The following is a 16,832-nucleotide window of genomic DNA, read 5'->3' on the forward strand; positions in this document are numbered from 1 at the left end:
GTTCGTTCCTGAGGATGCTTCAGACCGAACAGGCCAGTGGGGTTTCCAATCATACCGCGGGCAGTTCCGATGCCGCGGATCGTCGAATCGCGTCCAGAATCTTATCTGCACCAGCCTGGAGAAGCCTCCTGGCCAGGGTAGAGCCGAGGGAGGATGCCTCCGATTCCCTTCCCTCGATTCGATCCCGCAAATAAATCTTTCCATCGATCGACATCACGCACGCCTCCAGGATAAAGCGCCCCTCTTCGACTCGAGCCCACGCCCCGATGGGGACCTGGCATCCTCCCTCGAGCTCCCGCAGCAGGGTTCGCTCTGATTCCACTGCCGACCGGGTGGGCGAGTGATTGAGACGGCCCACCAGCTGGAGAAGTTGCGGGTCGTCGTCGCGGCATTCGACTCCCACCGCCCCTTGGGCGACCGCCGGCAAGGCGATGTCGGTAGAAAGGGTCTCTGTAATGCGGGAGGACCAGCCCAATCGGTGCAGTCCTGCCCGGGCGAGCACAATGGCATCGTAAAGGCCCTCGTCCAGCTTTCTTACCCGGGTGTTTAAATTTCCCCGGAGCGTCAGGATTTCAAAATCGGACCGAAAATGTTTTAGAAGCGCCTGGCGGCGAAGGCTGCTGGTTCCGATCCGGGCGCCGGAGGGGAGCTCGGCGAGTTTTTTTCCAGCACGACTGAGAAGGGCGTCGCGCACGTCCTCACGCTCGCAGACCGCGGCGATGGCCAGTCCTTTCGGAATCTCGGTGGGGACATCCTTCATGCTGTGCACGGCGATGTCGACCTCCCGGGACAACAGGGCATCTTCAATTTCCTTAATGAACACGCCTTTGCCGCTCAACTGGGCGACCGGGGCGCTGGTATCGCGGTCGCCTTCAGTCCTGATGGTTTTAAGGTCGACCGTCGTTTCAGGCGACTGGCGGGACAGCGCGTCGCGAACAAAGTGTGCCTGCCACAGGGCGAGCTGACTTCCCCGGGTGCCGATGATGATGCGTTTTACCATTCTTCTTTGTCCAGGTCGAAGAGATACCGTAACGCCTTGGCGTGGTCCTGGCGTTCGCTTTCATCTGCGGTGCGTTTGAGCCGGATGGTCGGCTCGTGCAGAATCTTGTTCACAATGGACTGCGTCAGGGCATCAATGATATTCCGTTCCCGCTCGCCCAACGGCCCCAGTTTGCGCAAGTGCGCTTCCAGTTCAGCGGTCCGGATCAGTTCCACTTTCTTTCGAAGGCTGGTGACGGTCGGAACGGCGGCCAGCCCCTCGAGCCAGCGCATGAAGAGGCGCACCTCTTCATCGACGATGCGGTCGGCCTTGGGGATGTCCTTCTCACGTTCGGCGCGATTGTTCTCGGCGATCGACTTGAGGTCGTCGAGATTGTACAGGTAGACGTTGTAGATTTCCTGGACGCGGGGGTCGATGTCGCGGGGCAGGGCGATGTCGATGAAGAACAGGGGACGATGTTTGCGCGCCGACATCAGCCGTTCCAGGTGCGCCTTGGTGATCACGAAGTCGGGCGAACTGGTGGAACTGATGATGATATCCGGTGGCAGCAGCGCCTCGTCCAGATTTTCCCAGGGGATCGCGGTGCCCTTGAACTTCGCCGCCAGTTCCTTCGCCCGATCGAACGAGCGATTCGCGACGGCGAAGTTTGTTACGCCGTGCAAGGAGAGAGACTCGACGGTCAGCTCACTCATCTCCCCCGCCCCGAGCACCAGCACGGCACGCCCTTCCAGCTTTCCAAAAATCTTGGCGGCGGTTTCAACGGCGACGGAACTGAGGGACACCGGCCGGCTGCCGATCTCCGTTTCCGCCCGGACCCGCTTCCCTACTTCCACCGCTTTTTGAAACAGCCGGTTCAGAACAATTCCCGTGCTCTTGTTTTCGAGCGCCAGGACGAACGCGTTGCGGACCTGGCCGAGGATGTGGGGCTCCCCCACCACCTGGGAGTCGAGGCTGGACGCGACCCGGAACAGATGCCGCACGGCCTCTTCCTGGGCCCGCTGGTAAAAGCAGCCGTTCAGGGTGGCCGGGGTGATTTGATGGAATTCGCAAATGAAATTCCGAATCTCCTCGAGAGGACTGGTTTCTCCCTCCGTGAGGCCGTAAATCTCGCTGCGGTTGCAGGTCGACAGGATGACGTCCTCGCGGAGCAATCCTCGCTCCGAAAGGGTGGTCAGGGCAGTCCGGCTCTGATCCGAATTGAAAACCACCCGCTCCCGGACTTCCACCGGGGCCGTGGTGTGATTGAGTCCAACTAAAAAGATCGGCATCCGAGTTCAATAAAATTTGTGGAAAGAGGAAAAGAACAGGTTCACCACGCTGTAACTGAAAATGATGATCAGGAAACCGCACACTGAGATGATGGCGGAGCGCTTCCCTTTCCACGTTCCCTGTTTCTCCAAATAGAGGTACCCGGCGTAGACCAGCAGGGTAATCAGCGACCACACGAGCTTGGGGTCCAAGGCCCAGTGGACATGAAGTTTCCGCGCCCAGAGCGACCCCAGCAGGATTCCGCACACCAAGACCGGGACGCCAATGGCGACGGAGGTGCGGTTCATGCGCTCCAAAAGCTCCAGCGAAGGCAGGCGCGAGAACAGAAGCCCGGAGCGGCGAATTCGAATTTGATGGTGCTGCAACAGGTACATCGCCGACAGGATGAAAGAGACCGTGAAGGCGGAGTAGGCAAAAATGTTGGAGGTGACATGGTACGCGAATAGTGCGCCGCGCAATTCGGCGGGCGGCGTGTAGCGTTCCGTCCGGTTCAACAGGGTGGCGAGGATCAGAAGGATGATGGGAATGGGCAGCAGGAACGCCCCGACGGACTTCTGGCGGTGACGGAATTCCAGCGCCAGGTAAATGATCGCCACCATCCACGCAAACAACGAAAGCGATCCATAGAGATCATTGTAAGGAACCACCTGGAACTGGCGCGACCGTGCCAGCATGGCGCCAAAATGAATCGCCATGCTGAGAACCAGAAACCGGGACGCCAGCTTGGCGAAGGCCGGCCTGCGCTCAACCAGGTTGAGTCCGTAAAGCACTTCAGTGATCAGGTACGAAAGGATGGCGATCCAGCTGAGGATGATGTACATGAAGGAGAATCCTGTTCACCGACGGAAGTCTTGGAATGTATGCCATCGCTCAAGATTGCGAAGCAAACTCTCCGGTGCTGTCGATGCTCATGCCAAACGACGCCCCGCAGGGCACCAGGGTCGGGCAGCGGGCACTTCCTTATTGCAGAGACAAGCTTGAACAGAATCACGCGCCCGGTCGAAGGTGACAACCATGCAAATGAGGAAGTATAGCAAAAGAGCCGCTTTCCCACAAACGACGCGGAGCGCGGAAGCGCGTGCGCCGGGCCTGCAATTGGCTTGACAGGTGGGCGGAGCGTCACTATAGTGGGGGTTTTGTAAGCACGCTGGAATCAAACTAGGAGCACACCTGATGCCGAAGAGAACATTTCAACCCAATCGGAGACGGCGCGCCAAAACTCATGGTTTTCGGGAACGCATGTCGACACGCTCGGGCCGCCTGGTTCTAAAGCGGCGACGGGCAAAAGGTCGTAAGCGGTTGATTCCTTAGGCAGAACCGTTTGGGGGATGAGGGTAGATGGTTCCTTGAGATTTCCCAAGCAAATTCGGCTGACTCGTAGAAGTGACTTTCAAAGGGTGTATAAGAACGGCCGTCGGGCAAGAGGATCTCATTTCGTTGTTTTCTTTGATCAGAATCATCTGGCGTACAGTCGTTTTGGAATGACTGTGTCGAAGAAGTTGGGGTCGGCTGTCCGGCGCAACCGGATCAGGCGCATTTTCCGGGAGGCCTTGCGCTTTCACCAAAGAGAGGCGATGCCAGGGTTCGACTTTGTCTTCAATCCCCATCCGTCCGCGGCCAACTTGAAATGCCAGGCGCTTGCGGAGGATGTCGCCCGGGTGCTCTCACAATTGAAGGGAAAGTACGATGCGTCGTTTGGTGTTAAGCGCTCTTAACCTATATCACCGATTCGTCTCACCCGTGCTCCCCCCCTCCTGCAGGTTTGTTCCATCTTGTTCCGTCTATGCCTCCGAGGCGGTGGAAAAGTATGGGATTTTTAAGGGGAGTTGGCTCGTATTGCGTCGATTGGCACGATGCCATCCGCTCGTTCAAGGGGGTTACGATCCCTTGCGTTGACCTGACTTGCGGGAATCAAAAAGGGAGAGGGGGTCGGTCCTCTTCGGAACACGAGATATCGGTTGATCCCTCCCCTATGAATTTTGTATTTCAGGTTTTATCCGCCGATCACTGATAAAGCTCATGGAAAAAAGATTCCTCCTTGCCTTTGTGCTGTCGCTGCTGGTGCTGGTGCTCTCCCAGGTCCTGATTGAAAAGAAATTCAAGCAGACCGCCCGGCCCGCGCAGCCTCCCGCGTCGGCAACACAGTCAATCCCTGCTGAAAAGCCGCCGGTGATCCCCACCCCTGCGGAGATAAAATCGCCCGCAGCGGCGTCATCCGCTACTCCGATCAAAGCTGAACGCGAACACGATATTGTGCTGGAAAATTCGCTGGTCAAGGTGATTCTCTCAAACCGCGGCGGGGTCGTGAAGAGCTGGATCCTGAAACAGTTCAAGGATTCGAACCGGCAGGTTCTCGACCTGGTCGCGGGGGGCGATCCTGCCAAAGGAGGACTGCCTCTTTCGTTGTACTTCCCTGACAACAACGATCTGACGAATGAGGTCAATTCGGCGCTCTTTGCTGAGGCCCCGGGAGACGCGAAAAACATTGCAGGGCAGAGAGCAACCGGGGTTGTCCTGCAATATTCCGAGAATGGCGTTGAGGTTGAAAAATCCCTCTCCCTGAAGCCCAATTCTTTCCTGGCCGAATTGAATATCCAGGCAAAAAGGGCTGGCAGCAGTGTGCCCTGTCTGGTGGAGTGGCCGGCACGATTTGGAGACAATGCCCTGGAGATCCGCGATGACCCGCGCGAGGTCGTGACCCTCACCGAAGGAAGGCCCACCAAGACCTCGCTGGCGAAGGTCAAGGATACCCAGGATCTGGCCGGGGGATTTAAGGTCGGGGGTGTAGAAGACCGATATTTTGTGGCGATCTTCCTTCCTCTTGCACCCATCTCGCGAGTTCAGGTCACTCAGAACGGTGCTCGCCTCGCACTCCCACCCGGGATGAACCGTTTGTACGTCGGTCCCAAAGAGATCAGCATCCTCAGGGGCGTCGATCCTCAACTGGAGTCACTCGTCGATTTCGGATGGTTCGGTATCATTGGAAAGCCATTATTTCTTGCGCTAAGATGGATCTACGGCTATTGTAAGAATTACGGGTTGGCCGTCATACTCCTGACAATCGTCATCAACATGGCAATCTTCCCCTTGCGCTGGAAAAGCATGGTTTCTGCTCAAAGAATGCAGAAACTCCAGCCTAAGATAAAGGCAATCCAGGAGAGATATAAGAAATATAAGGTCAATGATCCCAAGAAACAGGAAATGAATCAGGAGATGATGGCCCTTTACAAGGAGCACGGGGTCAATCCGTTGGGTGGGTGCCTTCCCATATTACTACAAATGCCGATTTTGATCGCTTTTTACAATGTCTTGACGGTAGCCATTGACCTGCGTCAGGTTTCATTCCTTTGGATCCCGGATCTGTCACAGTATGACAAGACCTTCGTTCTGGTGATCATCATGGTCGTCACGCAATTCCTGATGCAGAAACTCACGCCGACCCCATCGGCTGATCCTGCTCAGGCCAAGCTCTTCATGTTGATGCCCCTCGTCTTTGGATTCATGTTTGCGAAAGTGGCGAGCGGGTTGGTGCTTTACTGGTTGACAGGGAATGTGATCGGGATTATTCAACAATTGTACTTGAACAAGCACGGGATGGTAGCGGCGCCCGGCACCGCAAAAAAGTGACGAAGGGAAGGGTTTCAGCGTCCTTAGTATTTCAACTATGGAAAAAGAGACAGAGATTTCTAATCAGACGGATTTTCAAACGCGGCTCATGGGATTTGCCCATAATCTTTTTGAGACGATGGGGTTCCAGGTTCAATGCGCCACCTCCGTGACGGAGGGGATGCTATATCTGGATCTCTCCGGGCGGGATGTGGAAGAACTCATCGCGGACCGGGGTGAACTGCTCCATGCTGTCGAGTACCTGCTCAATAAGATTTTCCAGACGGACGTCAACGAGCATGGCATGATCAACTGCGACGTCATGGGCAAGAAACAAACGCGGATGACCGAGCTTCAACTGATCGCTCGCACTGCGGCGGAAAAGGTCCGGGACACCCGACTGCCGTTCAAATTAAACCCCATGGATTCGCGGGAGCGCCGAATCGTTCATCTCGCCTTGGCGGACGACCAGACCATTCGCACGGAGAGCGAGGGAGAAGGCGAATATCGAAAAGTAGTGATCTATCCCTCAGAGTAGATTCCGCTGTGGGGCCGACGTCCTCGTCGGCCTTTTCCGACCTATTCAGGGAATCCACAGAATTAATCAGAGCTGGCAGTTTGTTCTCGGCTCCCTCCCCCCACTTCCCCTTTCAAACTTCTCTCCCCCTTTCTCCCGCTTGATATAAAATCCAGGGGTGCTGGCCCACGACACGATCGTCGCCATTTCCACGCCCCCGGGACGGAGTGGTATCGGTGTTATCCGACTCAGCGGGGACAACGCCCTGGCGGTGGCGCGGAACCTCATGGCGGCCAAGGGCTCCCCCGAGAGTGTCGCGGCCCTCTCGCCGCGGTATGCCGAACGCATTGACCTTGTGGATCCCTCCAGCGGCGCCTTGATCGATGAGGTGGTAGTGACCTTCTTCAAGGGCCCGAAATCGTATACCGGCGAGGATGTCGTTGAGATCAGCTGTCACGGATCCCCCGTCGTCCTACATCACGTCGTTCAGCTCGCCATGGCCGAGGGGGCGCGGATTGCCGAACCCGGCGAATTCACCCTACGAGCCTTTTTGAACGGACACATTGATTTGGTGCAGGCGGAGGCCATCCAGGATTTGATTGATGCCCGGACCTTTTACCAGGCGCAGGTGGCCATCCAACAGGCACATGGGCTACTGTCGAAAACCCTGGGGCCACTGAAGGACCATCTGATTGACCTCATCTCCCTCCTGGAAGCGGGAATCGATTTTGCGGAAGATGATGTCCCGGTTCTCGCCGACGAAGCAATTAAATCCAGGCTGCAAGTTCTTCAGGGCGAGTTGGATCCCATCCTCCAGAGTTTTTCGGCCGGCCGCATCATCCGGGATGGGCTCACCCTGGCGATCATCGGCCGGCCCAATGTCGGGAAGTCGAGTCTCTTCAACCGCCTGTTATCGAGCGAGCGAGCCATCGTGACGGAGATTCCCGGAACGACCCGGGACCTGATCTCCGAGATGGCGCAGATTCATGGTCTTCCCGTGCGGCTGATGGACACCGCCGGGATCCGCGAGTCAATGGACCGGGTGGAACGCGAGGGCGTGGCCCGATCGTACGCCGCCCTGGCGGAAAGTGATCTGGTCCTGCTGGTGTTGGATGCCTCCGGGCGGTGGGATCCCGGAGAAGGGGACCTCGTCCGGGAGGTCCGGCCCCTGAAGCACGTGATCGTGCTGAACAAGTGCGACCTGGGCGTGCGGATTGAACCCTCCCGGCCGGAGTTCCTAGGCCGCCGGGTGCTGTCGGTTTCCGCCAAGACCGGCGACGGGATTGAGTCTCTTCAGGGGGTTATTTTCGAAATGGCTACCGGCCGGTCGGTAGGTAACGTCCTCCCCCAGTCCGTGGTGACCAACCTGCGTCATCACCAGTTGCTTTCGGAGTGCGAGGCAAAGCTTGGAGAGGCGCGGCAGGGGGTGGACGCCAAGGACCCCCATGAAGTAATCCTTCTGGCCCTGTATGGTGCGCTGAAATCGCTCGACACGATCACCGGGGCCACCACTGCCGAAGACATCCTGGGGAATATCTTTTCGCGCTTCTGCGTCGGAAAGTGAGCGAACCCGCGGGTGCCGCAGGCATGCGTTTTGTGGATGCCTGCGAATGAGCGACGAATGAATTCGTCACTCCCTCGGGTGCCGCAGGCATGCGTTTTGTGGATGCCTGCGAATGAAAACGAATGAATTCGTCACTACCCCGGGTGCCGCAGGCATGCGTTTTGTGGATGCCTGCGAATGAGCGACGAATGAATTCGTCACTACCCCGGGTGCTCCGACAGACCGGCGTGCGAAGGGTAAACAAGCTCCATCCGACGCAGCCTCAACGCGCCCTCCCCGAACGGCCCCCGCTTCCGTCAATGAGACGATACGTCGTAAAACGATATAATGAATTCCGAGGACAAGTGATTTTTTTCACGGAATGTCGGAGTGCCGACCTCCCCCGGCGCCGGCGCTTCCCTTTTGTCAGGCTCCGTACTAGAATGCAGGGTCCGAAGTGAGGGTGCGCTCGGGAGCGCCTGAAAGTTGATGGAAGTCATGAAATCTGCAGCGGACGAAAAATATGATGTCGTGGTGATCGGGGCCGGTCATGCCGGCTGCGAGGCGGCCGCCGCGGCCGCAAAGATGGGCCTGAAGACCGCCCTGCTGACCATGAACCTCGACCTCATTGCACAGATGTCGTGCAACCCCGCGATAGGCGGCATTGCCAAGGGCCACCTGGTCCGGGAAATCGACGCGCTGGGCGGGGTGATGGGGGAGGTGATCGATCGCACTGGGATCCAGTTTCGGCTGCTCAATACCAGCCGCGGTCCGGCTGTCTGGAGCCCCCGCGCCCAGGCGGACAAGCAGAAATACCGGGTGGAAATGCGCCGGGTCCTGGAACAACAGCCTCTTCTGACCATCAAGCAGGCGGAGGTCGTGGATTTGATTCTGGAGCACAATGGGGTCATGATCCGGGCTTCAGAATTGATGTTGAGTTCCCCGGAAAAGACCCATTTTGAAGGGAAACTGGATATCCGGGATTACCAGGCGCTGAGGGATGAGATTCTGCCAGGCGACAAGATCAGGGTCCGTGGCGTGGAATTGATGGACACACGCGTGATTGAGACCGGGGCCGTCATTCTGACCACAGGGACATTTCTCAACGGCTTGATTCACGTCGGAGAACGCCGCTATTCAGCGGGACGCAGTGGCGAACCCCCCTCCTGTCTGCTGGCCGAAGCGGTGAAGCGCATCGGTTTTCGTACCGGGAGGCTTAAGACCGGCACCCCCCCCCGTCTTGACGGGAGAACCATCGACTACACCCGATTGACCCCCCAGCCGGGCGACCTCCGGCCGACGCCGTTTTCCTTCCGGACGAAGGAACTGTCGCTCCGGCAGGTGAATTGTCACATCGCTTATACCACCCCCGAGACTCATGCCATCATTCGCCGCAATCTCCATCGCTCTCCGCTATACAGTGGTCAGATCCGCACCCTCGGCCCGCGCTATTGCCCCTCCATCGAGGACAAGATTGTCAAATTTGCCGACAAAGAGCGCCATCAGCTCTTCTTGGAGCCCGAGGGCTTGGACACCTATGAGGTCTATCTCAACGGATTGTCCACAAGCCTTCCCGTCGATGTTCAGATGGGGATGGTCCACTCCATCGCAGGATTGGAAAAGGCCGAATTAATACGCCCCGGATATGCCATTGAGTATGACTTTGTCCAACCGACGGAACTTCTATCCACGTTGGAAACCAAGCGGGTGGAGGCTTTATATTTTGCGGGTCAAATCAATGGCACCACGGGCTACGAAGAGGCGGCAGGGCAGGGGATCATGGCGGGTATCAACGCCGGCCTGAAGGTTCAGGGGCGAGAGGCGATAACGCTCGACCGGACACAGGCCTACATCGGGATCATGATCGATGATCTCGTGACGAAGGGGACAAACGAGCCCTACCGGATGTTTACCTCGAGGGCGGAGTACCGCCTCCACCTGCGGATCGACAATGCCGACCTCCGGCTCACCGACCTCGGCCATGAGGCGGGCCTGATCACTCCGGAGGAATACGCGGAATTCAAGAAGAAGCGGGAGCGGATCGCAAAGCTGAAGGAGCTGTTGCACTCCATCGCCGTGCCAAGGGACTCCAAGATGCGGGAGCAGGTGGACGCTCTGGTGGAGTCACGACTGACCGACAAGCCGAAACTCGCACAGTTCTTGAGGAAGCCGGAGATCCGCCTCGTTGAGGTAGCTCCCCTGATCACCGAATTTTTGAATTCGGAGATCAATACCACCCATCTGATCGACGAGGGAGAACTTCTCGTCGCCGCCATCCAGGTCAAGTACGAGGGATACCTCAACCAGCAGGTGCGGGAGATCGAGCGTATGCGGCGGTCCGCCATGAGGCCGATCCCTGCCGATTTCAACTATTCCTCGATTCCAGGGCTTTCCCGCGAAATGATTGAAAAACTGACCCTTGTCTCGCCTCAAACCTTGCATCAAGCGGGTCGAATCCCCGGGGTCACCCCTGCGGCAGTGCAACTGGTCGCAGTGTACCTGGAATTGGGGCGGCGCCAGAAGGCGGGTACTTCTCTGTCTGCGGAAGATGAATCCGACTCTCAGCCCTCCGCCTGAGAGGGGTGGTTCCACACCCGGGCGTGCCGGAGCCCCAATCGGTTTTTCATGAGGATTCCCGACTCCAGTTGTCGATTCATCGCCTTCGTTTCTGTCCGGAGGTTTTGAACTTCCAGTATTCCTGACCTCCAAATTTTGGATTCCCGTATCCTGTTTGACACCAACGCGGTCAGTCCACCCAACAGGGCTTGCATGCTCACCCTAGACCAGATGGCTGTTATCTTTCAACAGTTTGAGGTGTCCTTATCTACGGTGCAGATAGAGCAAGTCCGAAAATACACGGAATTGCTCGAGAAGTGGAACGCCAAGATCAATTTGACGCGAATTGTCGAGGCAAGACGCATTTACGAGGAGCACTTTGGCGAGTCCTTTTATATCTCGCGGTTTTTGCCCGAGCCGTGCCGAAGCCTGTTGGATGTGGGATCCGGGGCGGGCTTTCCCGGGGTGGCGCTGAAAATTATAAATCCCCGGCTGTCCTTGACCCTGGTAGAGTCGTCCACGCGAAAGGTTTTGTTTATGAATGAGGTGATCTCCATGCTAGGAATGGCAAGTGAGGCCACCGTGATACAAGCCCGTTTCCAGCAATTCGTCGAGGAGGGTGAAGGGGTTTTCGATGCCGCCACCGTGAGGGGGGTCAAGATTTCTCAAGAACTGATTGATTGTTTTAACGCGGTTTTGCGCCCGGGTGGACGGTTGATCGTGACCACGAGCCTGGCTTGGGCGAGGGAGTTCCAGAGACTCCGGCCGGACCGGATGGCCTGGGATGAGGTACATCAGATCCCGTCGGGCTCTTCACGCGTCGTCCTGGTCGGAGAAAAACGTTCCACGTGAAACCCGAAGCGGGTAAATTCCAAATTCCAAAGTCCAAAATCCAGATAAAGCCCAAAATCCAAATCTCAAACGGCTGGATCCACATAACTCCGGCTTGATAGAAACCCATGCAAGAACCTAAAAAGAGGTGAATTCCTATTTTGGAAAATTGCTTCGTTGATGTTTCTTGTTTGGGTATTGGAATTTGGTTTTTATTTGGATTTTGGACTTTGGACTTTGGGATTTACCCGCTCCGGGTTGTTCCACGTGGAACATCCAAGGCCTAAAACCGGGCGCGGACCATTTTACATTTTGTTGAGGCGGGTATTTGTGGTAGATTCCGACGCATCGACCATGGGCCAAGTCATTGCCATTGCCAATCAAAAGGGTGGAGTCGGAAAAACGACGACGGCGATCAATCTGGCCGCCGCCCTGGCATCGGCCGAAGCCCGCACGTTGCTGGTGGATTCTGACCCGCAGGCCAATTCCACCAGTGGTCTGGGATTTGGGCGTGACCCCGCGCGTCGGTCCATCTATCATGGACTGACCCTGTTCGAACCCTTTGATTCGCTGGTCCAGGCGACGGAGATGGAACATTTGTTCCTGATCCCGTCGGAAAGGAATCTGGTGGGGGCCACCGTGGAACTGGTCGGGATGGAAGACCGGGAGATCCGACTTCGCAATGGGCTCGATCCCCTGCGGGCGCAGTATCGCTATGTCTTGATTGACTGTCCTCCCGCGCTGGATCTTCTCACGCTGAATGCCCTGGTGGCGGCCGACTCCGTGCTGATTCCCATCCAGTGCGAATACTTTGCCCTGGAAGGAATCTCCGAGATCCTGGACACGATGGAGAGGATCCGGCAGCACCTCAATCCCCAGCTGGAACTGGAAGGGGTTCTGATCACAATGTATGATGACCGCACCAACCTGGCGACCCAGGTGCGTCAGGACCTGGTGGATTTCTTTGGGGAGAAGATTTTTACCACGGTCATCCCGCGCAATATCCGGCTGGCTGAGGCCCCCAGCCACGGCAAGCCCATCATTCTGTACGACGCCCGCTCCCGCGGGGCGGAAAGTTACATTCAACTGGCAAGGGAGATCCTCGAGCATGACCACCACAAAGAAGGCGCTCGGGCGGGGGCTTAGCGCCCTGATTCGGAGCGGTGACAGCGGCCAGGAAGGCGTTCGGGAGGTCGACATCGACCTGCTCGAGCCCAATCGTTTTCAGCCGCGGAGCGATTTTGACGAGGCCAAACTCAACGAACTGGCCCAGTCCATCAAGTCCAACGGCGTCTTGCAGCCCCTGCTGGTGCGAAAGGTCCAGGATCGCTACGAGATTGTGGCGGGGGAGCGGCGATGGAGGGCGGCTCAGCTGGCGGGTTTGTTTCGAATCCCCGTGGTCGTTCGCGCCATCCGGGATGAGCGGTTGCTGGAAGTGGCCCTGGTGGAAAACATCCAGCGGGAGAACCTGAATCCCATCGAAGCGGCCAAGGCGTTCCAGCGGCTCCATTCGGAGTTGGGCCTCTCCCATGAAGAAATCGCGCATCGCACCGGGAAAGACCGGACCACGGTCACCAACTACATTCGTCTTTTGAAGTTGCCCCGGGAGGTGCAGCACTTGATCGCGGAGGGTAAGCTGTCGATGGGCCATGCCCGGGCGCTTCTGGCATTGGAATCAGCCGCGGAGCAAAAGGAGCTGGCCCAGAAGGCGGCCCAGGGCAACTGGTCGGTCCGACAGGTGGAGCGGGCCGCGTCCCGGCGGCATGCTCCCAGACCCACCCCCTCAACGCACGTCGTGCCCCTCCAGGATCCGAATGTGGCTCATGCCGTCGAGGAGCTGGAGCGGGCCTTGGGAACCCGGGTCCGGATTTCACCGGACGGAACTAAAGGGCAAATCGAAATTGAGTACTATTCCCAGGATGATTTGATCCGGCTCTACGAATTGATCGTCCGGCCGGCTCAAAATCCTGAAGGCTGAGGTCGTGTTATGAACTGGAAAAAGGACAAAGGACCCGACGTGGTCACCGGGTTTCTGGACCAGGGGGTCTTCTTTGAAGGACACCTGGAGTTTTCCGGCACGTTGCGGGTCGACGGTTCCATCAAGGGAACTATCAAAACCGATGACCATCTGCTGGTCGGGGAGCACGGCGTCCTGGAAGCTGAAATCCATGCCGGGACAGTCTCCATCGGGGGCAAGGTCACCGGCGTCATCCATGCGAAGGAGCGGGTCCAGATTCATTCCAAGGGGCGGGTGAGTGGAGAAATCCATACCCCTGTCCTCGTCATCGAAACCGGTGCCATCTTCGATGGGAAGAGCTTCATGACGGAGCCCATGGAGTCTCACCCCGGCGTCGAGCAACCGGACCGCGTCGCAGCTCACGCAGGATGACGCGTTCGGAGAAGGAACGCCCGTTCCGATTTCGGATTGCGGGTTTTGGATTGCGAAAGAGAGGGGTAAAGACGCAGTTCCATGCGGTTTTTCCCGAGATCATCCACTGCGAAAGGACGAGGAACTCCAAGCCTGTTTTGCTGGGATTATGAGCACAACAAATAAAACCGTCAGGTTGACTAGCCTGGTAAAAGCCGCGGGTTGAGCCGCTAAGATTGGTCCAAAGGATTTGGACCAGATTCTCAGCCGGCTTCCCCGGCAACATGACAAGAATCTGTTGGTTGGCTTTGAAACCAACGACGATGCCGGCGTGTACCTGATCGCACCCGATCAGGCCCTGGTTCAGACCGTGGATTTTTTTACTCCAATTGTAGATGATCCCTACCAATTTGGCCAAATTTCTGCGGCCAATTCCCTGAGTGATGTCTACGCGATGGGTGGGACTCCCATCTCATCTCTTACTATTGTAGGATTTCCAAGGAGTGGATTGGATTTTGGAATTCTCGAGAGTATCCTTGCTGGAGGGATGAATAAGATGATGGAGGCCGGGTGCACCGTTGTGGGGGGCCACTCCATCGGGGATGAGGAGATTAAGTTCGGATATGCCGTTACGGGACTGATTGACCCCGGAAAGGTGATTCGAAATGTGGGAGCCAAAGAGGGGGATGTTCTCGTTTTAACCAAACCCTTGGGAACCGGGGTGATCGGCACCGCGTTGAAGCGGGAAGCGGTGGACGATTCAGTGGTTCAAGCATCGGTCCGCTGGATGATCCAGTTGAACCGCCAAGCCTCCAAGATTGCACGGGGCTACGAACTTCACGCCATGACCGACGTCACGGGATTCGGACTTCTGGGCCACGCTCGAATGATGGCGCAAGGTAGCAGCGTGACCCTCGAATTCGATCACACCCGGATTCCCGCCATTGAGGGGGCGATGGATTGTATCGAGAGGAAGATGATCCCGGGCGGGCTGGTCAATAACCGGAAGTACCTGGAGCCTCTCGTCGAATTCACGGCGGCAGTGCCTGAATCGATCCGCACGCTTCTTTACGATCCCCAGACCTCGGGGGGCCTGCTGATTTCCTGCCCCGTGGATCAGGCCGAGCCCATGATTCTCGAGATGCAACGTCACGAAATACCCGCCAGCGCCATTGGTAAGGCGGTTGAAATGGGTCCGATGCCTCTCCGGGTGATCTGACCAGTGGGTCCGGGAAGAGGGTGGGACGGAGCCCGGGCTGGGCGTTTCCATCGCCCGTGGAATTGCTCCCAAATGTGCCAAGCTGGAAAATTCTTTTGCGCGGAATCAGGTTCAACTCATACGGAAACAGAGGTAATTTGTGACGGGGAAACCCGTTGACACTGTTCTCTGCCCTATGCTAGATTCTGCGTTCTTTATTTCACAAGGACTTCCCCGTAGAGCAGAAGAAGAAAACCGATGCTTGAGCTCAACGCCACGATTGTAGTGGTCATGGTCCTGTTTGCGGTCCTGGCATGGGCCGTAAGCAGGCTCTATCTTCGTCCGGTGGGCGCGCTTCTCGAAGAGCGCCGGCAATCCACGGAAGGGGCCCTCGAGAAGGCCGGGCAGAGCACGGCGAAGATGGAAGAGACCCTGCGGCGGCACCATCAGCTGATCCAGCAGGCGCGACAGGAAAATTACAAGCACCAGGAGGAACACCGCCGTCAGGCGCTCGAGACCCGGCAGCAGACGGTTCAGCAGGGGCGGGAGGAGTACGAGCGGATCCTGGCAGAGGCCCGCCGCGAGATCACCGCGCAAACCACGCACGCCAAAGAGTGGATGGCGCGGGAGGCGGCAACCCTGTCCCGGGCGATTGTGCAGAAGCTTCTTGCCTAGTTCTGAAATTTCATTCGTCAGACCCGAGCGTAAACATGGTTGAGGCAGGACCTCGAAATATCGCACTGCGACACCTGGGAATGCTCCTGATCGCCGCCATCCTGCTGTGGCCGTCCGCTTCCCGGTCCGATCTCGCCAGCCATCATTTCCTGGATGGGCGCGCGAGGGCCACGTCCGAAAATAACCACTCGGAAGAGGGCGGGCTGAAAGAATCGCTTTTCAAATGGGTGAATTTCCTCGTCCTCTTTGGCGGCCTCGGATACTTCCTGCGAAAACCGATGCAGCAATTTCTGGCGGCACGCCGCGAGGATATCCGCAAGTCGCTGGAAGAGGCCCGGACTGCCAAGGAAAAGGCGGAACGGGATTTGGCGCAGGCCCTGGCCCGATTGGAGCAGGTTGAGGAGGAGATGGCCTCGCTGAAGACAGCGGCCGTGGCGGAGATGGAGGCGGATCGAAGGCAGATTCTCGAAGGCGCCCGTCGGGAAGCGGAACAGATCATCGCCTCGGCCCGCGACGAGGTGGCCCTTCTGGTGAAGAACGCGCAAAAAGATCTCCGGGAGCATTCAGCGGCGCTCGTGGTTGAATTGGCGGAGCAGCAGATCAAATTGCAGATCCGGCCAGAGAATCAGGGACGGCTGTTCCAGCAGTTTGCTTCTTCGCTCGAAGCGAAGACCCGTTCAAACCCTGATCCGGCCAGGAAGAGTTGAGATCGAATGGCGTCCGTTGCAATCCGATATGCCAAGGCCCTTGCGGATGTCGTGCTCGCGAAGCACGAGGTGGAACGGGTTCGGTCAGAGCTCCAGGGTTTTTCCTCCCTGCTGTCTCGATCTCCTGAACTCGTCAATGTGATGATCAGTCCCGCGGTGCCGGTTCCACAGAAGAAGAGCCTCCTCCAGGCCCTCACAGCGCGGGCGGGCTACAGCACGACCACTCGTAATTTCCTCAATATTCTGATCGACCATCACCGCATCAACGTGTATGAGGAGATTCTGGCCGCGGTCCATCGGGAACTTGACCAGCGGCTGGGGATTCAGACGGTGGAGATCACGACGGCCACGCCGCTCGACGAAGAACAAAAGGTGATCCTCGCCGCCCGCCTGCGGGATCTCATCCGGAAAGAAATTCAACTGGAGACTCAGACCGATCCCAAGCTGATTGGCGGGGTGGTGGCGAGAATAGGAAGCACCGTTTATGACGGATCGATTCGCGAACAGCTTCACCAGCTCCGGATGCAATTGAGCGGGGGATAGGCGGACCGTTTTTATTCTG

At 57.5% G+C, this 16,832-nt stretch carries 18 protein-coding genes; 15 read left to right on the forward strand and 3 right to left on the reverse strand.

Features of this window, described 5'->3' with window-relative positions:
• Positions 1 to 49: 49 nt before the first annotated feature.
• Genes hemC through LAO21_03715 form a run of 3 tightly spaced genes read right to left on the reverse strand, consistent with a single transcriptional unit; the run spans position 50 to position 3,090 of the window.
• Positions 50 to 1,000: a hydroxymethylbilane synthase gene (gene hemC / locus LAO21_03705; protein MBZ5551802.1), complete on the reverse strand. Its 951-nt coding sequence runs from the start codon at positions 998 to 1,000 to the stop codon at positions 50 to 52.
• A complete protein-coding gene (gene hemA / locus LAO21_03710; protein ID MBZ5551803.1) occupies positions 994 to 2,268 on the reverse strand; it encodes a glutamyl-tRNA reductase in 1,275 nt (424 codons plus the stop codon). The genes hemC and hemA overlap by 7 nt, the downstream gene beginning before the upstream one ends.
• A 6-nt stretch (positions 2,269 to 2,274) precedes the next feature.
• A complete protein-coding gene (locus LAO21_03715) occupies positions 2,275 to 3,090 on the reverse strand; it encodes a cytochrome c biogenesis protein (protein ID MBZ5551804.1) in 816 nt (271 codons plus the stop codon).
• A gap of 352 nt (positions 3,091 to 3,442) precedes the next feature.
• Between LAO21_03715 and rpmH the strand changes: the two genes are divergently transcribed.
• The 15 genes from rpmH to atpH all read left to right on the forward strand — a co-directional run bounded on the left by rpmH (position 3,443) and on the right by atpH (position 16,813).
• Positions 3,443 to 3,580, forward strand: a complete 138-nt coding sequence (rpmH, locus tag LAO21_03720) for a 50S ribosomal protein L34 (protein ID MBZ5551805.1) — start codon at positions 3,443 to 3,445, stop codon at positions 3,578 to 3,580.
• A gap of 35 nt (positions 3,581 to 3,615) precedes the next feature.
• Positions 3,616 to 3,984: a ribonuclease P protein component gene (gene rnpA / locus LAO21_03725; protein MBZ5551806.1), complete on the forward strand. Its 369-nt coding sequence runs from the start codon at positions 3,616 to 3,618 to the stop codon at positions 3,982 to 3,984.
• Positions 3,956 to 4,165 carry a membrane protein insertion efficiency factor YidD gene (gene yidD, locus LAO21_03730; GenBank protein MBZ5551807.1) on the forward strand — a complete coding sequence of 70 codons (210 nt, stop codon included), beginning with the start codon at positions 3,956 to 3,958 and terminating at the stop codon, positions 4,163 to 4,165. The genes rnpA and yidD overlap by 29 nt, the downstream gene beginning before the upstream one ends.
• A gap of 123 nt (positions 4,166 to 4,288) precedes the next feature.
• Positions 4,289 to 5,896, forward strand: a complete 1,608-nt coding sequence (yidC, locus tag LAO21_03735) for a membrane protein insertase YidC (protein MBZ5551808.1) — start codon at positions 4,289 to 4,291, stop codon at positions 5,894 to 5,896.
• A 37-nt stretch (positions 5,897 to 5,933) separates the two neighbouring features.
• On the forward strand, positions 5,934 to 6,413 hold the full coding sequence (locus LAO21_03740) for a hypothetical protein (GenBank protein ID MBZ5551809.1): 480 nt from the start codon (positions 5,934 to 5,936) through the stop codon (positions 6,411 to 6,413).
• A 157-nt stretch (positions 6,414 to 6,570) separates the two neighbouring features.
• Positions 6,571 to 7,956 (forward strand): tRNA uridine-5-carboxymethylaminomethyl(34) synthesis GTPase MnmE, encoded by a 1,386-nt coding sequence (mnmE, locus tag LAO21_03745; protein MBZ5551810.1) that lies wholly within the window; start codon positions 6,571 to 6,573, stop codon positions 7,954 to 7,956.
• Between the two features lie 477 nt (positions 7,957 to 8,433).
• Complete coding sequence (mnmG, locus tag LAO21_03750) at positions 8,434 to 10,512, forward strand: tRNA uridine-5-carboxymethylaminomethyl(34) synthesis enzyme MnmG (protein MBZ5551811.1); 2,079 nt, start codon at positions 8,434 to 8,436, stop codon at positions 10,510 to 10,512.
• A gap of 135 nt (positions 10,513 to 10,647) precedes the next feature.
• The gene (rsmG, locus tag LAO21_03755) at positions 10,648 to 11,343 is read left to right on the forward strand and encodes a 16S rRNA (guanine(527)-N(7))-methyltransferase RsmG (GenBank protein ID MBZ5551812.1); all 696 of its coding nucleotides are present in this window, start codon (positions 10,648 to 10,650) and stop codon (positions 11,341 to 11,343) included.
• A 333-nt stretch (positions 11,344 to 11,676) separates the two neighbouring features.
• Positions 11,677 to 12,468 carry an AAA family ATPase gene (locus LAO21_03760; protein MBZ5551813.1) on the forward strand — a complete coding sequence of 264 codons (792 nt, stop codon included), beginning with the start codon at positions 11,677 to 11,679 and terminating at the stop codon, positions 12,466 to 12,468.
• Complete coding sequence (locus LAO21_03765; protein ID MBZ5551814.1) at positions 12,431 to 13,300, forward strand: ParB/RepB/Spo0J family partition protein; 870 nt, start codon at positions 12,431 to 12,433, stop codon at positions 13,298 to 13,300. The genes LAO21_03760 and LAO21_03765 overlap by 38 nt, the downstream gene beginning before the upstream one ends.
• Positions 13,301 to 13,309: 9 nt before the next feature.
• The gene (locus LAO21_03770; GenBank protein ID MBZ5551815.1) at positions 13,310 to 13,711 is read left to right on the forward strand and encodes a polymer-forming cytoskeletal protein; all 402 of its coding nucleotides are present in this window, start codon (positions 13,310 to 13,312) and stop codon (positions 13,709 to 13,711) included.
• 214 nt (positions 13,712 to 13,925) lie between these two features.
• Positions 13,926 to 14,909 carry a selenide, water dikinase SelD gene (selD, locus tag LAO21_03775; protein MBZ5551816.1) on the forward strand — a complete coding sequence of 328 codons (984 nt, stop codon included), beginning with the start codon at positions 13,926 to 13,928 and terminating at the stop codon, positions 14,907 to 14,909.
• 237 nt (positions 14,910 to 15,146) lie between these two features.
• On the forward strand, positions 15,147 to 15,563 hold the full coding sequence (locus tag LAO21_03780) for an ATP synthase F0 subunit B (GenBank protein MBZ5551817.1): 417 nt from the start codon (positions 15,147 to 15,149) through the stop codon (positions 15,561 to 15,563).
• Positions 15,564 to 15,598: 35 nt separating this feature from the next.
• Complete coding sequence (locus tag LAO21_03785) at positions 15,599 to 16,270, forward strand: ATP synthase F0 subunit B (GenBank protein ID MBZ5551818.1); 672 nt, start codon at positions 15,599 to 15,601, stop codon at positions 16,268 to 16,270.
• A 6-nt stretch (positions 16,271 to 16,276) separates the two neighbouring features.
• Positions 16,277 to 16,813 carry an ATP synthase F1 subunit delta gene (atpH, locus tag LAO21_03790; protein ID MBZ5551819.1) on the forward strand — a complete coding sequence of 179 codons (537 nt, stop codon included), beginning with the start codon at positions 16,277 to 16,279 and terminating at the stop codon, positions 16,811 to 16,813.
• Positions 16,814 to 16,832 lie beyond the last annotated feature (19 nt).

It is taken from the genome of Terriglobia bacterium (genome assembly GCA_020073085.1).
GTDB lineage: Bacteria > Acidobacteriota > Terriglobia > JAIQFV01 > JAIQFV01 > JAIQFV01.